This window comes from Mesorhizobium sp. M0491, from assembly GCF_040321265.1.
Taxonomy (GTDB): Bacteria; Pseudomonadota; Alphaproteobacteria; order Rhizobiales; family Rhizobiaceae; genus Mesorhizobium.
This window is the reverse complement of the sequence record NZ_JAMYRE010000023.1, coordinates 107,726-127,448: the sequence shown is the minus strand read 5'-3', so window position 1 is coordinate 127,448 and position 19,723 is coordinate 107,726. Positions and strand designations below refer to the sequence as shown.

The following is a 19,723-nucleotide window of genomic DNA, read 5'->3' as shown; positions in this document are numbered from 1 at the left end:
CCGGGGGGGGGGGTCGGCCCCCCTCCCTATCCCCGCTCCGGGGTGGTGGGGGGGCCCCGCAACCGCGTCGGGTGGGGGGGTCGACCTGATTCGGCGGTTGTGAGTTCGCGCCCAGGCGATGCTTCCGATTGTTCAGCTGCCTGCCGAGATTTCAGGCCCGCTCGGTCGTGCCACTTGTCGGCGGGTTCGCGTTTGAGGACCGCCTTCCCCCACTCCGTCGCTGCTTCGCAGCGCCACCTCTCCCCCCTCCGGAGGGAGAGGAAGAGAGTTTTGCGGGACAGCTAACCTCACCCCGCGCTCTGCGGATAGCAAATGATCGACAAATAGCGCATCGGCAGCTTCGTCAACTGTTCCGGCCCGTGCGGTGCGTCGGCATCGAAGAACAGGCTGTCGCCGGGCTTCATCGGGTAAAGGTTGCTGCCGTGCCGGTAAACCACCTCGCCTTCCAGCATGTAGAGGAACTCCATGCCCTCATGCTGGAAGGTCGGGAACACATCGGAATCCTCGGTCAGTGTGATCAGATAGGGTTCGACGACGACGCCGCTGGTGTTGGAGCCGATATGGCCGAGCAGATTGTACTGATGGCCTGCACGGGTGCCGCGGCGCTCGACATCGAGGCCTTGGCCGGCCTTGACGAAGACGGCGCTGCGCTCTTCCTCAAAGCGGCGGAAAAAGGCGGTGACCGGAACGCCGAGCGCCCGCGACAGCGCCTGCAAGGTGGTCAGCGACGGCGAGGTGATGCCGTTCTCGATCTTCGACAGCATGCCCAGAGAAATGTCGGTGGCGACCGCCAGATCGGCGACGGTGATACCGAGCTTCTTGCGGAACGCCCGCACCTCGCGGCCGATCGCCACCTCCAGCACTTTTTCGCGCGTGTCGCGAATGGCATGCGGGTTCTGCGTCAGCGGCGCGCGGATGGTCTTGCCGTCGGCCGAAACCTTTGGCAGCGGCTTGGCCGTCGCACCGGCGAGACCAGCCTTGGGATCGGAAACCTTCTTCGCCATGTCGCCCCCGGCACTCCTGGGATTTATTTCACTCTAGGTGAACATGTCAGGTGCCGATACAGGAGCGCAACTGCGACGGCAAGTCGCGTGAACGCGCATGCGGATGATAATGATGTTTGGCAGCGTCCGGTTTTTCGCGGGAAATCCGCCCGCGCGGAACCTTGTTTCAGCATCGGGCTGTTGACAGCACGAAAGGGCCAATTACTGTCCTGTGAGTGAAATTTGTTTCGTAAGAGCAATTCAGATCGGGAGGCCTGCCATGAAAAGTCGCGTTGCCGTCATCGGAGCCGGCCCGTCCGGCCTGGCACAGCTCAGGGCTTTCAAGTCGGCGGCCGACAAAGGCGCCGACATTCCCGAAATCGTCTGCTTCGAAAAGCAGTCCGACTGGGGCGGCCTGTGGAACTACACTTGGCGCACCGGCCTCGACGAGCATGGCGATCCGGTGCACGGCTCGATGTACCGCTACCTCTGGTCGAACGGACCGAAGGAATGCCTGGAATTCGCCGACTACACCTTCGAGGAGCATTTCGGCCGGCCGATTGGCTCCTATCCGCCGCGCGCCGTGCTGTGGGACTACATCAAGGGACGCGTCGAGAAATCAGGCCTGCGCAAATGGGTGCGCTTCAACAGCCCGGTGCGCATGGTGACGTTTTCCGACGAGACGAAGAAATTCACCGTCACCGCGCATGATCGCACCAACGACGTCACCTATTCGGAAGAGTTCGACAATGTCGTCGTCGCTTCCGGGCATTTCTCGGTGCCCAATGTGCCCTATTTCGAGGGCTTTTCGACCTTCAACGGCCGCATCCTGCATAGCCACGATTTCCGCGACGCGATGGAGTTCAAGGGCAAGGATATATTGATCATCGGCCGCTCCTATTCGGCCGAGGACATCGGCTCGCAGTGCTACAAATACGGCGCCAAATCGATCACCTCCAGCTACCGCTCGAAGCCGATGGGCTTCAAATGGCCGGAGAATTGGAAGGAAGTGCCGCTGCTGCAGAAGGTCGTCGGCAAGACCGCGCATTTCAAGGACGGCACCACTAGGGATGTCGATGCCATCATCCTATGCACCGGCTACCTGCACTCTTTCCCGTTCCTCACCGAGGACCTGAAGCTGAAGACAGCCAACCGCATGTGGCCGGACGGGCTCTACGAGGGTGTCGTCTGGGAGAAAAATCCGAAGCTGTCCTTCATCGGCATGCAGGACCAGTTCTACACCTTCAACATGTTCGACGCGCAGGCCTGGTTCGCCCGCGACGTCATCATGGGCCGCATCAAGCTGCCGTCGGCCAAGGCAATGGCCGAGCACGGCGCGAAATGGAGGGCGCGTGAGGAAACGCTCGAAGACGCCGAGCAGATGATCTGGTTCCAGGGCGACTACACCAAGGAATTGATGGACCAGACCGACTATCCGGGCTTCGACGTCGAGGCGGTCAACCAGACCTTCATGGAATGGGAACATCACAAGGCGGAGAACATCATGGGCTTCCGCGACCACGCCTATCGCTCGCTGATGACCGGGACCATGGCGCCGCTGCATCATACGCCGTGGCTGCAGGCGCTGGACGATTCGATGGAGAGCTATCTCGAGATGAAGGGCGTGGCGGCGGAGTAGGGCGGCGCCTGCTATCCCAGCCTCGCCCTGGCCTTCGCCGTCCAGGCGCCGAACAGTCGGTCGGCGACGATGCCGATGAAAGCGATTGCCAAGCCCGCGACGATGCCGCGGCCGGAATCGGCCTTGGACAGCGCGATGAACACTTCCTGGCCGAGATCGCGCGTGCCGACCATGGCGCAAATGATGATCATCGCCAGCGCCATCAGGATCGTCTGGTTGACGCCAAGCATGATCTCCGGCAGCGCAAGCGGCAGTTGCACGCGAAAGAAGGTCTGGCGCGGCGTGCAGCCCGACACCTTTGCCGCCTCGATCAGCGCCGGCGGCACCTGCCTGATCCCGTGATTGGTGTAGCGGATCGCCGGTACCACGGCGAAGGCTATCGTTGCGATCATCGCGGTGACGTCGCCGACCCTGAACAGCATCACCACCGGGATGATGAAGCAGAAGGACGGCAGCACCTGCAGCGTATCGATGACCGGTGTGACGATCTTCTCGAAACGGTTGCTGCGTGAAGCCATCAGCCCGATGGGGATGCCGATCAGGCAGGCAATGAAGGCAGAGATGCCGCAGAGATAGACGGTCGCCATGGTCTTTTCCCACAGGCCGGTGATGGCGCAGAAAGCGGTCAGCGCTGCCACCAGCACGGCCAGCCGCAGGCCGGAGAGCTGATAGCCTGCGAGGCCGAGCAGGAAGACGGCGCCCAGCCAGGGAAAGCCCTCGCAAAAGGCGCGCAGCGGGTTCAGCAGATTGAGGATGAGCGTCACGCGAAACGCCTCGATCATGTCGAAGAAATTGATCGTCACCCAGTTTACGGCCGCTTTCCACAGGGGCGCGGTGGTGAAGGTGATCGCCTTCGGCACCGCCGCGAAGGCCGGCACGAACAGGCCGAGAAGTGTCGTCACCACAAGGATGGCGATGGCCAGCGTCAGATTGGGAGAGCGCTGCCAGAGGCTCGGGCTCATCTCCTGATGGGCATGGCCTTTGGCCTGCTTGTGCGCGATGGCCTGGCTCAGCCGGTCGAGCGCAATGGCCAGTGCCACGATGGCAAGGCCGGCTTCCATCGCCTCGCCGACCTTCAGGGCGCGCAGTGCCAGAAGCACGTCATAACCGAGTCCACCGGCGCCGATCATCGAGGCGATGATCACCATGTTCAGCGCCAGCATGATCACCTGGTTGACGCCGACCATCAGTGTCGGCCGTGCCGAGGGCAGCAGCACTCGCCACAGTTTCTGCCGCGCCGTGCAGCCTGCCATCTCGCTGAAATCGTCGATCTCCGACGGCACCCGCGACAGGCCGAGCATCGTTGCCCGCACCATCGGCGGCGTGGCGAAGATGGCGGTCGCGATCATCGCCGACACCGGGCTGTTGCCGAACAGCAGCAGCATCGGGATAAGATAGGCGAAAGTCGGGATCGTCTGCATCAGGTCAAGGGCAGGGGAGACGACAAGCCTTTCCGCCCATGGCTTGCGCCACGCCCAGATGCCGGCGAACAGGCCGGTGACGATGCAGAACGGCACCGCGATGGAAATCAGCGCCAGCGTCAGCATGGCACTGGTCCATTGGCCGAACAGGGCGATGTAGAGGAAGCAGCCGCCTACCAGCAGGCTGAGTTTTCTGCCGCCAACGGCATGACCGGCGAGGAAGGCGGCGGCGCAGACGCCGACCCAGGACAGGCGCGGCAGGATATAGGCGTCAGCGCCGTGGCCGATCTTGAAATTCTTGGCCAACAGATTGAGCGCGAAATCGAGGGGAACGCCGAGCACAGCGGTGATCGAGCGGGTCAACCAGGACAGGTTCGACTTGATCCAGCGCATCAGCGCGCTGACCCAATCGGCGACCGGCACGACGGCGCTGGCCGGATAATTGACGGCCCAGGGCAGGCGATCCTGCAGCAGGAGCACGACAAGCACAACGGTAAGCGCTGCCGCCCAGATCAGCAGCCATACCTGAATCGGCCGTGGCCTTGCCTCGCTGGCGCTTGCTGTCACCGTCATGCGCCGACCCTTGAGCGATCGATGCCGGCCAGCAGATCGATCACCGCTTGCGGCGTCACCTCGCCGATCGGCTTGCCGGTGCCGTTGACCACCGCGAACGGCTTGTTGGCGGCAACGATGCCGGCCGAGAAGCTGGCGATCTTGGCATCCGGGGCAACGGTGCCGCCATGTTCCGAGCCGTCGCAGGCGCGCATCAGGCTGCGTGCTGAAATAACCTTGGCGCGGTCGACGTCCCGGGTGAACTCGGCGACATAGTCGGTCGCCGGATTGACCACCAGCTCCTCCGGCGTGCCGATCTGGATGACCTCGCCATCCTTCATGATGGCGATGCGGTCGGCCAGCCGGATGGCCTCGTCGAAATCATGGGTGATGAAGACGATGGTCTTGTGCAGCATGGTCTGCAGCCGCATCAGCTCGTCCTGCATTTCGCGGCGGATCAGCGGATCGAGCGCCGAGAACGGCTCGTCGAGGAACCAGATTTCCGGTTTTGTCGCCAGGCTCCGGGCGATGCCGACACGCTGCTGCTGGCCGCCGGACAGCTCGCGCGGATAGAAATGCTCGCGGCCACGCAGGCCGACAAGTTCGATGACCTCGCGCGCCCGCGCTTCGCGTGTCGCCCGGTCCTGACCCTGGATGCCGAGCGGGAAGGCGATGTTCTCCAGCACGTTGAGATGCGGCAGCAGGGCAAAGTTCTGGAACACCATGCCCATGCGGTGCCGCCGCAATTCGATGAGTGCTGCATCGGAGATTTTCAGGAGGTCATTGCCTTCGAATTCGACCTTGCCATGGGTCGGCTCGACCAGCCGCGACATGCAGCGGACCAGCGTCGACTTGCCGGAGCCCGACAGGCCCATGATGATGAAAATCTCGCCCTGGCGGATTTCGAGGTCGACGGCGCGCACCGCGCCGACCAGCCCGGCAGCAGTGACGTCTGCCATGCTGGCCTTGCCGTCGCGTTCGCGGATGAAGTTGGCCGCGTTCGATCCGAACAGCTTCCAGACGTTGCGGCAGGCGAGCTTTATCGGACGGGCATCCTTTGGCGTGCCCACCACGTTTGGCTCCCGTTCAGTCTTGCCCGTCATTCAAACGTCCTTCTGGAACATCAAGAATTGAGACCCGGCTGATCAAGCAGCCGGGTCTCATTTTTCCAGTTGGAACGATCACTGCGCCCAGGCTTTCCAGTCGGCCTCGTGGGCGGCGATCCAGGCTGCGGCGACATCTTCCGGCGTCTTGCCGCCGAGATCGATCTCGCCGCTCATCTTGTTGAGTTCGTCGGTGTCGACCGTGTAGGCCTTGGCCACCTTGTAGGCGACCGGCCATTTGTCCTTCATGCCGGACCAGGAGTACTTCCAGATCTCGCCATGCGGCTTGCCGCAATCATATTTGGCGTCGGGATTGGTGCCCCATTTCGGGTCGTTGTAGCACTCGGGCGTGTATTCGGGGAATTCCACCCACTCGCCCTTGTACTTGGCCGGCGCCCAGTGCGGCGAATAGATCCACAGCATGATCGGCGCCTTGCGCTGATAGGCGGAATCGAGTTCGGCGAACATCGCCGCGTCGGTGCCGGCATGGATGACGGTAAAGGGCAGCTTCAGTGCCTCGACGCGCTCGTCGTCAAAGCCTTCCCAGGTCACCGGGCCGCCGAGATAGCGCCCCTTCGGTGCGGTCTCGGCCGTCGAGAAGGCTTCGGCGCATTTCGGGTCCTTCAGCGCTTCCCAATTGGGTAGGCCGGGGCACTTCTCCTTCATGTATTCGGGAAACCACCATTCTTCCTTGGCCTTCGGGCCGAGCTTGCCCAGCCGTTCGGTCTGGCCTGTCGCATCGGAGGCCTTCATGGCCTCGCCGGCGGTCGTGTCCCAGAATTCCATGCCGACATCGAGATCGCCATTGGTGAGGCCTGTGGTCAGGCTGGAGAGGTAGTCGGCGGTCGGATACTCGACGGTGTAGCCGAGCTTTTCCAGGATGCCGCCGAGGATCTTGGCGTTCAGGTTGACGCTGGTCCAGTCGAACAGCGCGATCTTGATCGGGTCGTTCGATTCCGGCGCGGCTGCGTAAGCCGGTGATGTAAGCGCACTTGCGGCGGCAAGCGCGAAGGCTCCCATTGTTAAGTTCGAAATCACACTGCGAAGTGACATGCTTGTTCTCCTTCAAGCTGTGAAAATTATCGTTCGTTCCCTTCTTGCGGCTTTTCTTGATTGTGTTGGAAAGGCTGGTCTTTGCGCAAGGCCGTCGGCGCCAAATTGTTGCCCCGGCTTTGGCCAGCGCAGGCAAGATGGTGCTCAATTCTGGTGATGATGGGACAGGATTGGAGTGTCGGCGTCATGGCTGCCGACGGATCGCTGCGGGAGCGGTCATCTGCGGATCGATTGCCAGTCCTGCGGCGCCCCTGCAAGGTGCGAGCCATCAAGGTCCTATGATCTCGGCTACCCGCCTGGTAAGCCCCATCTCGCCAAGGCCGTTTCATAGGATGAAATTATATATACCAAGGTTCATGTCGCGCAACGACTAACGCTTCGCGAGACGTACAAATTCAGACTGCAGGCGAAGCTGAGCTCTTACCAGCAGACGTAGCCGCCATCGACAATCAGGTCGAGGCCGGTGACGAAGCTCGCTGCGCGGCTGGCGAGGAACACCGTCGGCCCGACCATTTCCTCCGGCGCCGCCATGCGCCCCATCGGCGTGTCGCGCTTGAAGATCTTCACTTCTTCCGCCACCTCCGGCCGCTTGTTCATCGGCGTCAGCGTGTAGCCCGGACTGACGACATTGACGCGCAGGCCGCGATCGGCCCACTCCATGGCGAAGCTCTTCGACATGTGGATGACGGCGGCCTTCGAGGAATTGTAGTGCGCCTGCGTCAGGCCGCGGTTGACGATGGTGCCCGACATCGAGGCGATGTTGATGATCGAGCCCTTGCCTCGCACCAACATCTTGCGCGCTTCGGCCTGACAGGACAGGAACACGCCGGCGACATTGACGTCGTGAACCTTCTGCCATGTCTCCAGCGGCATCGTCTCGGCGGGTTCGGAGCCGGCAATGCCGGCATTGTTGACGGCGACGGTGAGCGCACCGAGTTCGCTCTCAACGCGATCGATCGCAGCCGCGAGATCGCTCTGCGATGTCACTGTACCGGTCAGCACCAGCGCTTTGCGGCCGAGTGCCGCGATTCGGTGCGCGGTCTCGTCCAGCCCACCCTTCGATGTATGGCCGAAACAGGCGACGTCGGCACCTGCCTCGGCGAGCCCGATCGCGATTGCCTGGCCGATGCCGCTACCGGCGCCGGTGACCAGCGCGACATCGCCATCCAGCTTGAAAAGATCCATCGAGTGCCCTCCCTGCCTCGGAGAGGGTATGGCTGAGCCGTGTTTCGATCAAGCGCCCGCGCGCAGGCGGCGTCGATGCTCAGAAATAACCGCTCGACGCGGCCGTGGCTTCCTTCGGGATTTCGACGCCGTCGACCAGGATCTTGTCGACCAGTTCGTGGTGGAAGCAGACCAGCCCCTTGATGCGCTCTGCCTCGTGCACCGGTTCCGGATAATACCAGACGAGGTTCTCGTGACGTTTGGCCTTCGTCGTCACGTGATAATAGCTGGAGATGCCCTTGTAAGGACAACGCGAGATGTAGCGGCTGGGCGCGAACATATCGAGCCGCGTGTCGGCGATCGGCAGATAGTGGCGCACCGGATGGCCGGTCTCGAACAGGAACACGCCGCGGCGTGAATCGGCGACCTGTTCGCCGTCGAGGATGACCTGCACGCGCCGCGACGACGGCAGGCAGTCGATCCGGCGGAACGGATCGCGGGCGTGGACGAAGATCTCCTCGTCCTCCTCGAACCAGTGGCCCATCTTGCTCCAGGTGAACGACATGTAGTCCGATATAGGCGGACAGCCCTTGACCGGATCGAGATAGCGCCAGGCCGCGTCCTCGACCAGCGTGATGCCGGTGTTGAGCGAGTAGTGGGTGGCTGTGCCCTTGAACGGATCCTCTGTCGTGGTCTTGCTCGGCAGCAGGAATTCCTCGCGAACGTCGCCGATCGGGAAATAGTAGACCGGCAGGTGATCGGATTCGTAGAACACCAAGGCATTGGTCGTATCGGCCACGGTCATCGACCCCACCTGCACACGCAGTCGCTTCTGCGTCGGCATGGTGAAGGCTATGTAGCCCGGCTCGAATTCATACTGCACGAGGGTGTCCAGCAAGGGAAAATGCGGCCCACGGCCGCGCAGATGGGGCTTGCGAATGGTAGTCTCCCGTTTCTTTTCTTTTGTCATCGGGCGCTGGCGCGCGATCAATTCAATGATACGCGATCGAGCAGCAGTCCGGCGGCGATCGGCGGCAGGCCGCTGACATTCTTGCGCACCGGCACCAGCAGATGGGGGAAATAGCTGAAGATGACAGGCGTCTCGTCGAGCAGCAGTTTCTGGATGTCGGAGGCGGCAGCGCGCTGCGCGCCGACATCCAGCGCCTTGAGATAGCTGGTGACCATGCCGTCATAGGCCGGGCTCTTGAAATGCGCCGCGTTCCACGGGCCGTCGCTGACCAGCGGGCTCTTCAGGAAGACGTTCGGCACGCTGCGATGGGCGTAATCGGTAATGCCGAGTGGGCTGTCCAGCCAGTCCGACTGGCCGAACACCGCCTTGCCGTAATATTTGTCCTGGTCCTCGATGTTGAGCGAGATGCGGGCACCGATTTCCTTGGCGAAATTCTGGAACAATTGCGCATAGCCCGGAATGTCGGAATAGCGCAGCGTGGTCAGCGTGATGTCGAAGCCTTCGGCGAGACCCGCCGCCTCGAGCAACTGCTTGGCCTTGGCGATCTCCTGGACGCGTTGCGGCACCGACTTGTCGGTCGCAGGGAAGGCCGGCGCGAACGGGCTGTCATTCCCGGTCGCCGCCATGCCGCGGCACAAGCCGTCGACCAGCTTGGAGCGGTCGATGCACAGCGCCAGCGCCTGGCGTACGCGCTTGTCGGTGAACGGGCCGGTGTCGCAGCGCATGTGAAGCTGGCGGTGCGCGGTCGAAGCGACACGCAACACGGTGATATCAGGACTGTTCAGCACGACCTGGCTGACATCGAGCGGAACAGCATCGAGAATGTCGACCTCGCCCGCCTGCAGCGCCAGGATGCGCGGTTGCACGTCACCGTAGAACTTGAACTCGAGCCGGTCGGGCAGCGCTTTCTCACCCCAATAGTCTGGGTTGCGGATGAAGGTCGCGCCGACCTTCGGCGTGTAGGTCTCCAGCCGGAACGGCCCGGTGCCTTCAAACGTCTTTTCGTAGTCGCCCTTGTAGCTCGCCGGCAGGATGACGGCGTTATAGTTGTCGATCGACACCGAATAGGGAAAGCTGCCATTCGGCGCATCGAGATGGAAGGCGACGGTGTGGTCGTCGACCTTCCGGGTGCCGCCCTTCGACAGCAGCCCCTTGAACACCGACAGCGCGTTGGAGGCACCGTTGGGGTCGGCCAGCCGATCGAAGGTTGCGACGACGTCGTCGGCCTTGAAGTCCTCGCCATTGTGGAATTTCACGCCCTTGCGCAGCTTGAAGGTCCAGATGCTGCCGTCCTCGTTCGGCGCCCAGCTTTCCGCCAGCACCGGCTTCAAGGTGAGGTCCGGCTGCGTGATGCAGAGAAACTCGGCGGTCTGGAAAACCAGCTGATAGCTGCCGCTGTCATAGTAGGTGACGGGATCGATGGCGCCGCCCGGCGTCGCCACGCCGGCGCGCACCGTGCCGCCCGGCTTGCCCTCGGCGCGTGCCTGCTGTGTACCGAAGCCAACTGCTGCGACAAGGCTGCCCAGGAACGGCAGGGAGAGGCCAAGCACGCTGCCATGGCGCAGGAAGTCGCGCCGGCCCATCCTGCCGGCCAGCAATTCGTCGACAGCGGAATTTTCGATTGCAGTGAGCGTTCTGCGAGCGTTGTCGATCATCCGGAAATGCTTGGGCATGGCTGGATTCCTCGCTTGTCTTGGGATTCAGTCATCTAGTTCATTGTTGACTGCCGCCGGAAAGCGATATTTTTTGATAGGGGTCATCGAAATTTTCGATGCAAGAGGTGGGTATGGACACTGAGAATCTGCGCAGCTTTCTCGAAGTCGCCACCCATGGCAGCTTTACCGTCGCGGCCAGCCGGCTCAACCTCGCCCAGTCCACGGTCAGTGCGCGGATCAGGGGACTGGAGGATCAGTTGGGACGCCGGCTGTTCGTGCGCGACCGCGATGGCGTCACGCTGACGCCGGCCGGCCGGCAATTCCTGCCGCACGCATCGTCCATCACCCGCACCTGGGAGCAATCACGGCAGGATATCGCCGTTCCCGATGGCTACGAAACCTTGCTGCGGCTGACCGCGCCGGCCTATCTCTGGGACCGCATCACCTCGCCCTGGGTCGAGTGGATGCGCGCCAGGCGGCCGAACGTGGCGCTGCGGCTTGAAGGCAGTTTCCCGGATCTGGCGATCGACCAGCTGGCAGAAGGCCTGCTCGACATCTGCATCCTCTATCTTCCGCGACCGCATCCCGGCATTGTCTACGAGACGCTGGCCGTCGATCAGGTCGTGCTCGTCCAGCACGCCGCACAGACCAAGCCATGGACCGAAAACTATATCCTGATGGACTGGGGACTGGAATTCCGCATCGAGCACGACCGCGCCTTTGCCGGCATGGTCAAGCCGGCCATATCGGCCGGGCTGGTCTTCATCGGCCTCCAGCATGTCCTGTCGCAGCAAGCCGCCGCCTATCTGCCGCTCAGCGCCGTCAGCGGCCATATCGAGCGCGGTGAGATGCGGCGCATCGACAACACACCGGTATTCCAGCGGCCAATCTACCTCGCCTATCCCTCGAATCCCGTGTCTTCGGATGTCCTGGATGTCGCTTTGACTGGGCTTCGCACGCTGGCCAGAGACTGGGCCGAAGGGCAGGGCTTTTCAGAAGGGGATCGTTCCCTGAGCATGGCAGGCCAGATCTGACTGCCAAGCCACGGAAGCGCAGCGCTATGCCGGCTCGGTTGCGACCGCCCGCTGCAACCTGGCCAGTTCGGCGTAGGGGATGTGGCAGCGGATCGAATGTCCAGGCTGGGCCTCGCTGAGCGGCGGCTCCTGCTGTTCGCAGATCGGGCCGATCTTTCGCGGGCAGCGCGTGTGGAACACGCAGCCCGAGGGCGGGTTGGTGGCGCTGGGGATTTCGCCGTCGAGACGAATGCGTGCCGTCTCGGTCTGGTCGAGTTTGGGCACGGCCGACAGCAGCGCTTCGGTATAGGGGTGATGCGGCCCGGAAAAGACGTCTTCCGACGGTCCGAGTTCCATGATGCGGCCGAGATAGAGCACGGCGATCTTGTCGGAGAGGTAACGAACCACGGCAAGGTCGTGCGAGATGAAGATGTAGCTGACGTCTTCCTTCGACTGCAGGTCGGCGAGCAGATTGAGGATGGCCGCCTGCACCGACACGTCGAGCGCCGAGGTCGGCTCGTCGCAGACGACGATGCGCGGATCGCCGGCGAAGGCGCGCGCGATGGCGACGCGCTGCTTCAGGCCGCCGGAGAGCTGGCGCGGCTTGACGGCAAGATGCCGGTCGGTGAGCCGCACCGAGCGGACGAGGTCGTTGAGGCGGACCTCTAGTGCCTTGCCGCTCAAACCCGCCAGCCGCTTCAGCGCGCGGCCGATCAGGTGGCGGATCGAATGCGAACGATTGAGCGCCGAATCCGGATTCTGGAAGACGATCTGCATCGCCTTGATCTGGTCGTCGCTGCGGTTCTCCAGCCTGGGCGCCAGGGCCTTGCCCTCAAGCTCGATGGTGCCGCCTGCGTCTGGCGGCACCAGGCCGAGCAGCAGCCTGGCAAAGGTCGTCTTGCCGCTGCCGGACTCGCCGACCAGCCCGAGCGTCTCGCCGGGTCTGAGATCAAGCGAGACGTCCTTGACGGCGCGCAGTGCATGGCCGTGGCTGGCATAGGTCTTGTTCAGCCCGGCGACGCGCAGCACCGGTGCTGCTGCCACCTTTGGCGCCGGCGCCACATCGCTCGGTGTCGCGCGCGGCAGCGCCTGCGCCTTGTCGTGATGGAAGCAGCGCGACAGCCGGCCGCCCAGATCGTAGAGCGGCGGCAATTCGTTGCGGCAGCGGTTGTCGGCGAGCGCGCAGCGATCGGCGAAGGCGCAGCCCTTGATGTCGGCACCAATGCCGGGCAGGAAACCCGGAATGGTGTCGAGCCGGCCCTGATCCTTGCGTTGGCCACCGCGCGGCAGGCAGCGCAGCAAGGCTACGGTGTAGGGATGGCGCGGATCGTTGAAGACGACCTCCGTCGGCCCTTCCTCGACCAGCATGCCGGCATAGAGCACGCCGACCCGGTCGCACATGTTGGAGACGACGGCGAGGTTGTGGCTGATGAACAGGATCGAGGCCGACAGTTCCTGCCTGAGCTGTGCGATCAGGTCGAGCACTTCGGCTTCCACCGTCGCATCGAGGCCGGTCGTCGGCTCGTCGAGGATCAGCATCGAGGGATCGTTAGCCAGCGCCATGGCAATCGCCACGCGTTGCTGCATGCCGCCGGAAAGCTGATGCGGGTAGCGCTGCATGACGCTGACGGGATCGGAGATGCGCACGCGGTTCAGCATCGCAATCGCCCGGTCGGTGGCCGCTTGTCCCGAGATGCCGCCGAGTTCAAAAATCTCGGTCAGCTGACGGCCGACGCGGATCGATGGGTTCAGCGCCTTGCCCGGGTCCTGATAGACCATGGAGACGCTTTCCGCGCGCGCCCGCCTGAGCGCCTCGGCGTCCAGCTTCATCACATTCTGGCCATCGAGGGAGATGGCGCCGCCGGTGATCGAACCGTTTCTAGGAAGATAACGCACGACAGTGAGCGCCACTGTCGACTTGCCGCAACCGGATTCGCCGACCAGACCGTAGGCTTCGCCCTGGCCGATGCTGAGGCTGAGGTTGCGCAGCACGGCGCGATTGCGGCCGGCGACGCGGTAGGCAACCGAAAGATCGGTGAGTTCGAGTGCGTTTCCGGCCTTGGCGGAGTTAGTCATTGAGCGCTCCGTGAACGCCGTCGGCCGCCAGATTGACGCCGATCACCAGCGAAGCGATGGCGAGCGCATCGAACAGCACCGTCCACCAGAAGCCGCCGCCGATCATGCCGTAATTGTTGGAGATCGACAGCCCCCAGTCGGGCGAGGGCGGCTGGATGCCAAAGCCCATGAAGGAGAGCGTGGCGACGGCGAAAATGGCATAGCCGAGCCGCACGGTGGTTTCGACCAGGATCGGCGGGATGACGTTGGGCAGGATCTCGACGAACATCGTATGCAGCGCACTTTCATGCCGAAGCTGTGCGGCGGCGACATAGTCGAGTTCGCGCTCGGCCAGCACCGCCGAGCGCACGGTGCGCGCGATGATCGGCGCGAAGCTCAGGCCGATGACGACGATGACGGTCGTCTTCGAGGTGCCGAGCGCAACGATGGCCAGCAGCGCGACGATGACCACCGGGATCGCCATGAAGGCTTCCAGGATGCGGCTGACGACATCGTCGACGAGACCGCGAAAATAGCCGGTAAGGAGGCCGAGCGCCGTGCCGGCCACTGTCGCCAGCAAGGTTGCCAGCGGTGCGACGGTCAGGATGTCGCGCGAACCGACGATGACGCGCGAGAAGACGTCGCGGCCGATCTGGTCGGTGCCGAACCAGTGTTCGGAAGAGGGCGGCGCCAGCGCGTTGATGATGTCGTCCGCAAGTGGATCATAAGGTGCGAAATGCTCGCCGAACAGCGCACAGGCAACCCAGAACAGCACGATGGCGAAACCAACAAGGAATGTTCGGGAGCGCAACAGCGAGAAAAAGACCTCCGCCAGCGGGCCGCGCCGGCGCGTGTCGTCTGGTGTCGGAGAGCTGGTTTGGACGGCGCTCATTGATCTGACCCCAGACGGATACGCGGATTGAGCACGGAATAGAGGAAGTCGGCGACAAGGGTGGCCACGGCATAGACAATGCCGATGGTGAGGATGCCCGACTCCAGCATCGGGAAATCCTTGCCGCGCGCGGCGGTGAAGATCAGCGACCCGATTCCCTGATAGCGAAACAGCGTTTCGATGACGACAAGGCCGCCGATGAGGTAGCCGGTCTGCGTCGCGATGACAGTGATGGTCGGCAGCAGCGCGTTGCGCAGCACATGTCGCCAGATCACCGTGCGCCAGGGCAGGCCCTTCAGCACGGCCGTTCGCGTGTAGTCGGAATCGAGCGCCTCGATCATGCCGGAGCGTGCCATGCGGGCGATGTAGCCGAACAGCACCAGGAACAGCGGCAGCGAGGGCAGGATCAGGTAATAGAGCTGCGTGAAGAAGCCGGCACGCGCGGCCATGCGGCCGAGATCGGCAGCCAGCGCAGCCACACGCCGAAGATCAGGATCAGGATGATGCCGGTGACGAATTCCGGCAGCACCGTCACCGACAGGCCGCCAAGGCTGATGATGCGATCGAGCGGCCGGTTGAGGTTGAGCGCTGCAATGACGCCGCCGAGAATGCCGATCGGCACCACCAGAACGAAGGCGACCGCCGCCAGCTTCATCGAATTGCCGAGCGCATCGATGACGAAAGGCGCGACCGGCGAGCGGAAGATGTAGGACGTGCCCATGTCGCCCTGGACGAAATTGGAGATCCAGCTCCAATACTGCGCCAGCAGCGGACGATCGACACCGAGCGTGTGATTGAGCGTGTCGACCGCGCGCTGGTCTGCGAACGGACCCAATATTGCGCGCCCGACATTGCCGGGCAGCACCTGGCCGCCCAGGAACACCATGATGCTGAGCAGGAACAGCGTGACGAGCGACAGCGAGACACGCCGGACAAGGAAGGAGAGAATGGCTAGGACTCCTTGTGGAGCCAGCCCCCATGCGGGAGCTGGCTGTTAGAGGATTGGCTTTTCCTTTCCGCTCAGGCCTTCGATGCCTTATCGAGGAACAGCTGCGACATGGCGGTCGGCTGTACGCCGGCCACGCCCTTCGCCGTCGCCGTCAGATAGTCGTAGAAATAGCCGAAGATGACAGGCGTTTCCTCGAGCAGCAGCTTCTGGATCTTGCCGGCGTCGGCCTTCTGCGCCTCGAGGTCAAGGGCCGCGATGTAGCTGGTCGCCAGCGCATCATAGTCCTTGTTCTTGAAGTGTGCCGCGTTCCAGGTGCCTTCACTCTTCAGCGGTGCCGCGAGATAGACATTCGGCACGCCGCGGTGACCATAGTCGGTGATGCCCATCACCGAATCCAGCCAGTTCGACTTGCCGAACACCGCGTCTCCGTAATAGCCGCTCTGGTCGAGGATATTGAGGTCGAGTTGAACACCGATCTCCTTGACCCAGTTCTGGATGAGCTGGGCGTATTCAGGGATTTCTAGGTAGCGTTCGGTGGTCAGGGTTATCTTGAAGCCCTGGCCAAAGCCGGCTGCTTCCATGAGCTGCTTGGCCTGGGCGATATCCTGCTTGCGTTGCGGCACGCTCGTATCGGTCGAAGGATAGACGGCGGCGAATGGGCTGTCATTGCCCAGAGCGGAGCGTCCCTTCATGAGGCCGGCGGCCAGCTTGTCGCGATCGAGGCAGAGCGCAATGGCACGGCGCACGCGCGCATCCTTCAACGGGCCCTCGTCGCAGCGCATGTGCAGTTGCTGATGGGCTGACGACTTCAAGCTGATGATGTCGACGTTCGGATCGTTGAGCAGAGCGACGCCGGCCAGCACCGGCATCTGGTTGACGATGTCGACCTGGCCGCCCTGCAGCGCCAGGATCTGCGGCTGCATGTCGGTGAAGAAGGTGAACTCGGTGCGTTCCGGCAGCGCCTTCGGCCCCCAATAGTCCTCGTTGCGGACGAAGGACGCACCGACCTTTGCCGTGTATTTCTCTATTCTGAACGGCCCGGTGCCGTCGAAGCTCTTTTCATAGTCGCCCTTGTAGCTCGCCGGGATGATGACGGCGTTATAGTTGTCGGACGACAGCATGTAGGGGAAGTTGCCGTTCGGCGCATCGAGGTGGAATTCCACCGTGTAGTCGTCGACCTTCTTCGAGGCGCCCTTCTGCAGGATGCCGGTGAACACCGACAGCGCATTGGACGAATTGGCCGGATCGGCAAGGCGGTCGATGCTGGCCACGACATCGTCGGCTTTCATCTCGCCGCCGCTGTGGAATTTTACGCCTTTGCGCAGCTTGAAGGTCCAAACGGTGCCATTGTCGTTCGGCTTCCAGCTTTCGGCCAAGGCCGGCTGAAGAACGAGGTCAGGGCCGTCGACGCAAAGGAATTCGGCAACCTGCTGCATGACCAGCAGGCCGCCTGCGTCAGCGATGGTGACCGGGTCGATTGTCGCTGCCGGCACGCTGCTGGCGACGCGGATGGTGGCGCCGGGCGCGCCTTGGGCGCGCGCCAGCGACGGCATGCCGCTGAGGCCGGCTGCCATGCCGATACGGCCCAGCAGCGGCAGCGACAGGCCGAGCAGGCTGCCGTGACGGACGAAGTCGCGGCGGCTGACACGACCGTCGACAAGGCCGTCGATCAGGTGATTTTCAATCGGCGTGCGATTGCGCCGGATCAGGTCGAGAATGGTGTAGTTCTTGCTCATGGGTTTTTACCCTTTCCCCTATTTCTTATGGTTGACGAAATTTCGTGGATTGCTCCATTTCGGATCGCCAGAGAGGCCTGTCGATCGGAATCTTAGCATGCGGTTTTGCCCGGTATCTAGTCGTGGCACGGACGCGCCGGATTGCTGGCTGCACTGCTTCCATCGTCTTTGTCCAACCTTCCCGGCCGAAGTCGCGGTGGTTGGCTTCTCGTGCCTGGCCGTCGGTCTTGCCGTCATCTAGTTCAGCGGCAAACGGCGATAGGTTCCGGGCTTTGCCGGGTCATGATACTTGTTGCACGGTCCTTTCTCGGTAAAGTCTCTGTGACAGGCAGCGAGGTTTTCGCGCGACAAGGTGACGCCGAGACCGGGACCTTCCGGAACGCGCACGAAATTGTTCTTCGGCGAAAACGGCCCTTCCTCGGTGACATCCATGGGCAGCATGCGAAACAGCGACTGGTTCGGCTCCCTGATCCAGCCGAGTGCCGCGCACAGGTGCAGATAGGCGGCACTGCCGATACCGCTGTCGCCGCTGTAGCACCAGAAATCGATGCCGGCGTGCTCGCAGGCGCCCACGAAGCGCAGCAGCCGGCCTATGCCGCCATGCGTCGTCGGGTTGCCGACGAACGCGTCCGGAACCTTGGTTTCCACGGCGCGCGCAATGTCGATGTTGTGGGTCGAGAACGGGATCGAGCAATGGCGCCGCAATTCGCGCATCTCCTCGATGGTTGCCACCGGGTCCTCCCAGTTGCGCACGCCGAGGTCTTCCAGCGGCCGCGCCAGCCGCCGCGCGGTGCTGAGCGAATAGGCCTGGTTGGAATCGATACGGATCATCGCATCGTCGCCGAGTTTCTTGCGGATCAGCTCGACCATCCTGAGCGAGACTTTCGGATCATCGGTCGAGAACTTGCCTTCGAAGAAGGTCGTTCCGTGCGTCTCGTGCAATTCGACGCAATAATCGGCGACTTCTTCCGGCGTCGTCTCGCCCTTCACCTTTGGTCCATCACCGCGCAGCGAAAAATAGTCGGTGAACGGGATGTCCTTGCGCACGGCGCCGCCAAGCAACTGGTAGAGCGGTTGGTTCCACGCCTTGCCGCGCAGGTCCCACAACGCCATCTCGATGGCGCCGAAAGCCATGATGCGGGTGCGGTCATTGATCGACTGCACGCCGGTCCAGAAGGGCAGGCAGACATGCTCGGCGCCGGCGATGTCGAAGGCATCGCACCCGACCAGCCGTGGCGCCAGGACATCGTTGATGATCGCCGCCGCCGCTGGCGTCGGCGCCTCGCCAAGGCCGATCAGGCCATCCTCCGTCTCGACTTCGACGATGGTCGGCGAAAATCCGTCGAGCTCGCCGAACACCCAGGCGTAGGGCGCCTCGAGGCGCAGATTAATCGGCGTGGCTTTGATGCTTCGGATTTTCATCTCAGCGGCCGACTTCGAAGAAAGGTGCACCGAGCAGATCGGGAACGACATCGATGCCAAGGCCCGGCCCGTCCGGAATGCCCATGCGGCTGCCGGTGACCGGCGGCATGTTCGACGCCGTGCGCACCGTCACCCACTCATGGAAGGCGATCGCATGCAGCCGGCGCTCCTCGGGCGTCGACAGCGACAGGTGTGCCATCGCAGCGGTGTCGATCTCGGCGCCACCAGTGTCCTCGACCGTGATCATGAAGCCCAAATCGACGGCAACATCGCGGATCTGACGGGTCTTGGTCACGCCGCCCAGCCGCGAGATCTTCAGCGTTAGCCCGTCGGCCGCGCCCCGACGATGGATTTCCAGCATCTCCTCGAGCGAGGTGACGGATTCGTCGAGCACCATTGGCTTGTCGAGCATGCGGCGAACCGACATGTTCTCGTCGATCGTCGTACAGGGCTGCTCGAACGTGTAGTCGATGCTGCGCGTCGCGTCGGCAAACTGGCGCGCCTGGTAGGGGGTCCAGCCGGCGTTGGCATCGCAGAAGATGACCGTGCCTTTCGGCACCGAGGCGGCGACCGCGGCGACGCGTTCGATGTCGTCATGGACATTGCCGCCGACCTTGACCTGCAGCCGGTGGAAACCATCCTTGACGATGCGCTTGGCCAGCGCGGCCATGGCGTCGACGCTGCCGTGCGTGACGACCTTGTAGAGTTCGGCCGTCTCGCTCTCCTTGCCGCCCAGCAGCGTTACCAGCGGCACGTCGGCGGCTCGTGCCGCCAGATCCCAGCAGGCCATGTCGAGCGCCGACTTGATGTAGGAATGGCCCTTGAACACCGTATCCATCAGCCGCCCGATGCTTGCCAGCCCGCGCGGATCGTGGCCGATAAGGTGCGGCGCGATTTCGGGCACGCCGGCGCGGGTGCCGGCCGGGAAGGCTGCCGAATAGAAATTGCCGAGCGGCGCCATCTCGCCCCAGCCGGTAAGGCCGCTGTCGGAGGTGATCGACACGATCACCGCGTCGAAAGCGTTGGCCTCGCGCCCCTTCGACATGCGGTATGGCCCGTCCACGAAGGGCTGCACGACATGGTAGGCCTTGATGGTTTCGATCTGCACGTGTCTTG

The 19,723-nt window shown here is 63.1% G+C and carries 14 protein-coding genes and 1 pseudogene; 2 read left to right on the top strand and 13 right to left on the bottom strand.

Translation table 11 applies throughout. The features are described from left to right. Window positions 1-287 precede the first annotated feature (287 nt). The gene (locus NKI69_RS26370) at window positions 288-1,004 is read right to left on the bottom strand and encodes a helix-turn-helix domain-containing protein (RefSeq protein ID WP_127270283.1); all 717 of its coding nucleotides are present in this window, start codon (window positions 1,002-1,004) and stop codon (window positions 288-290) included. A gap of 259 nt (window positions 1,005-1,263) precedes the next feature. Here NKI69_RS26370 and NKI69_RS26365 point away from each other — a divergent pair, with 259 nt between their 5' ends. Next, a complete protein-coding gene (locus tag NKI69_RS26365) occupies window positions 1,264-2,622 on the top strand; it encodes a trimethylamine monooxygenase (protein WP_352722822.1) in 1,359 nt (452 codons plus the stop codon). 11 nt (window positions 2,623-2,633) lie between these two features. Here the strand turns inward: NKI69_RS26365 and NKI69_RS26360 are convergent, their stop codons facing one another. The 6 genes from NKI69_RS26360 to NKI69_RS26335 form a co-directional block, all read right to left on the bottom strand. Beyond that, a complete protein-coding gene (locus tag NKI69_RS26360) occupies window positions 2,634-4,616 on the bottom strand; it encodes an ABC transporter permease (protein WP_128302439.1) in 1,983 nt (660 codons plus the stop codon). Next, window positions 4,613-5,698: a quaternary amine ABC transporter ATP-binding protein gene (locus NKI69_RS26355; RefSeq protein ID WP_352550932.1), complete on the bottom strand. Its 1,086-nt coding sequence runs from the start codon at window positions 5,696-5,698 to the stop codon at window positions 4,613-4,615. Before NKI69_RS26355 ends, NKI69_RS26360 begins: the two co-directional genes overlap by 4 nt. Before the next feature lie 78 nt (window positions 5,699-5,776). Then, entirely contained in the window at window positions 5,777-6,751 is a 975-nt protein-coding gene (locus NKI69_RS26350) for an ABC transporter substrate-binding protein (protein ID WP_127291030.1), read from the bottom strand. Window positions 6,752-7,171: 420 nt separating this feature from the next. Beyond that, window positions 7,172-7,936: an SDR family oxidoreductase gene (locus tag NKI69_RS26345; protein WP_127291028.1), complete on the bottom strand. Its 765-nt coding sequence runs from the start codon at window positions 7,934-7,936 to the stop codon at window positions 7,172-7,174. Window positions 7,937-8,015: 79 nt separating this feature from the next. Continuing rightward, on the bottom strand, window positions 8,016-8,906 hold the full coding sequence (locus tag NKI69_RS26340) for a DUF427 domain-containing protein (RefSeq protein ID WP_352722821.1): 891 nt from the start codon (window positions 8,904-8,906) through the stop codon (window positions 8,016-8,018). After that, complete coding sequence (locus NKI69_RS26335) at window positions 8,903-10,558, bottom strand: ABC transporter substrate-binding protein (protein ID WP_352722820.1); 1,656 nt, start codon at window positions 10,556-10,558, stop codon at window positions 8,903-8,905. The genes NKI69_RS26340 and NKI69_RS26335 overlap by 4 nt, the downstream gene beginning before the upstream one ends. A 113-nt stretch (window positions 10,559-10,671) precedes the next feature. On the opposite strand from NKI69_RS26335, the gene NKI69_RS26330 reads away from it, so the two are divergent. Beyond that, window positions 10,672-11,574: a LysR family transcriptional regulator gene (locus NKI69_RS26330; RefSeq protein WP_352722819.1), complete on the top strand. Its 903-nt coding sequence runs from the start codon at window positions 10,672-10,674 to the stop codon at window positions 11,572-11,574. A gap of 24 nt (window positions 11,575-11,598) precedes the next feature. On the opposite strand, the gene NKI69_RS26325 is transcribed toward NKI69_RS26330, so the two are convergent. The 6 genes and pseudogenes from NKI69_RS26325 to NKI69_RS26300 form a co-directional block, all read right to left on the bottom strand. Continuing rightward, window positions 11,599-13,629, bottom strand: a complete 2,031-nt coding sequence (locus NKI69_RS26325) for a dipeptide ABC transporter ATP-binding protein (protein ID WP_352722818.1) — start codon at window positions 13,627-13,629, stop codon at window positions 11,599-11,601. Further along, window positions 13,622-14,500: an ABC transporter permease gene (locus tag NKI69_RS26320; RefSeq protein WP_352440023.1), complete on the bottom strand. Its 879-nt coding sequence runs from the start codon at window positions 14,498-14,500 to the stop codon at window positions 13,622-13,624. Before NKI69_RS26320 ends, NKI69_RS26325 begins: the two co-directional genes overlap by 8 nt. Next, window positions 14,497-15,386 (bottom strand): annotated as a pseudogene (locus tag NKI69_RS26315) (ABC transporter permease). Before NKI69_RS26315 ends, NKI69_RS26320 begins: the two are co-directional and overlap by 4 nt. Window positions 15,387-15,520: 134 nt before the next feature. Then, the gene (locus tag NKI69_RS26310; RefSeq protein ID WP_352722817.1) at window positions 15,521-17,185 is read right to left on the bottom strand and encodes an ABC transporter substrate-binding protein; all 1,665 of its coding nucleotides are present in this window, start codon (window positions 17,183-17,185) and stop codon (window positions 15,521-15,523) included. A gap of 237 nt (window positions 17,186-17,422) precedes the next feature. Continuing rightward, window positions 17,423-18,607, bottom strand: a complete 1,185-nt coding sequence (locus NKI69_RS26305) for a mandelate racemase/muconate lactonizing enzyme family protein (protein ID WP_352609388.1) — start codon at window positions 18,605-18,607, stop codon at window positions 17,423-17,425. 1 nt (window position 18,608) lies between these two features. After that, on the bottom strand, window positions 18,609-19,715 hold the full coding sequence (locus tag NKI69_RS26300; protein ID WP_352722816.1) for a mandelate racemase/muconate lactonizing enzyme family protein: 1,107 nt from the start codon (window positions 19,713-19,715) through the stop codon (window positions 18,609-18,611). Window positions 19,716-19,723 lie beyond the last annotated feature (8 nt).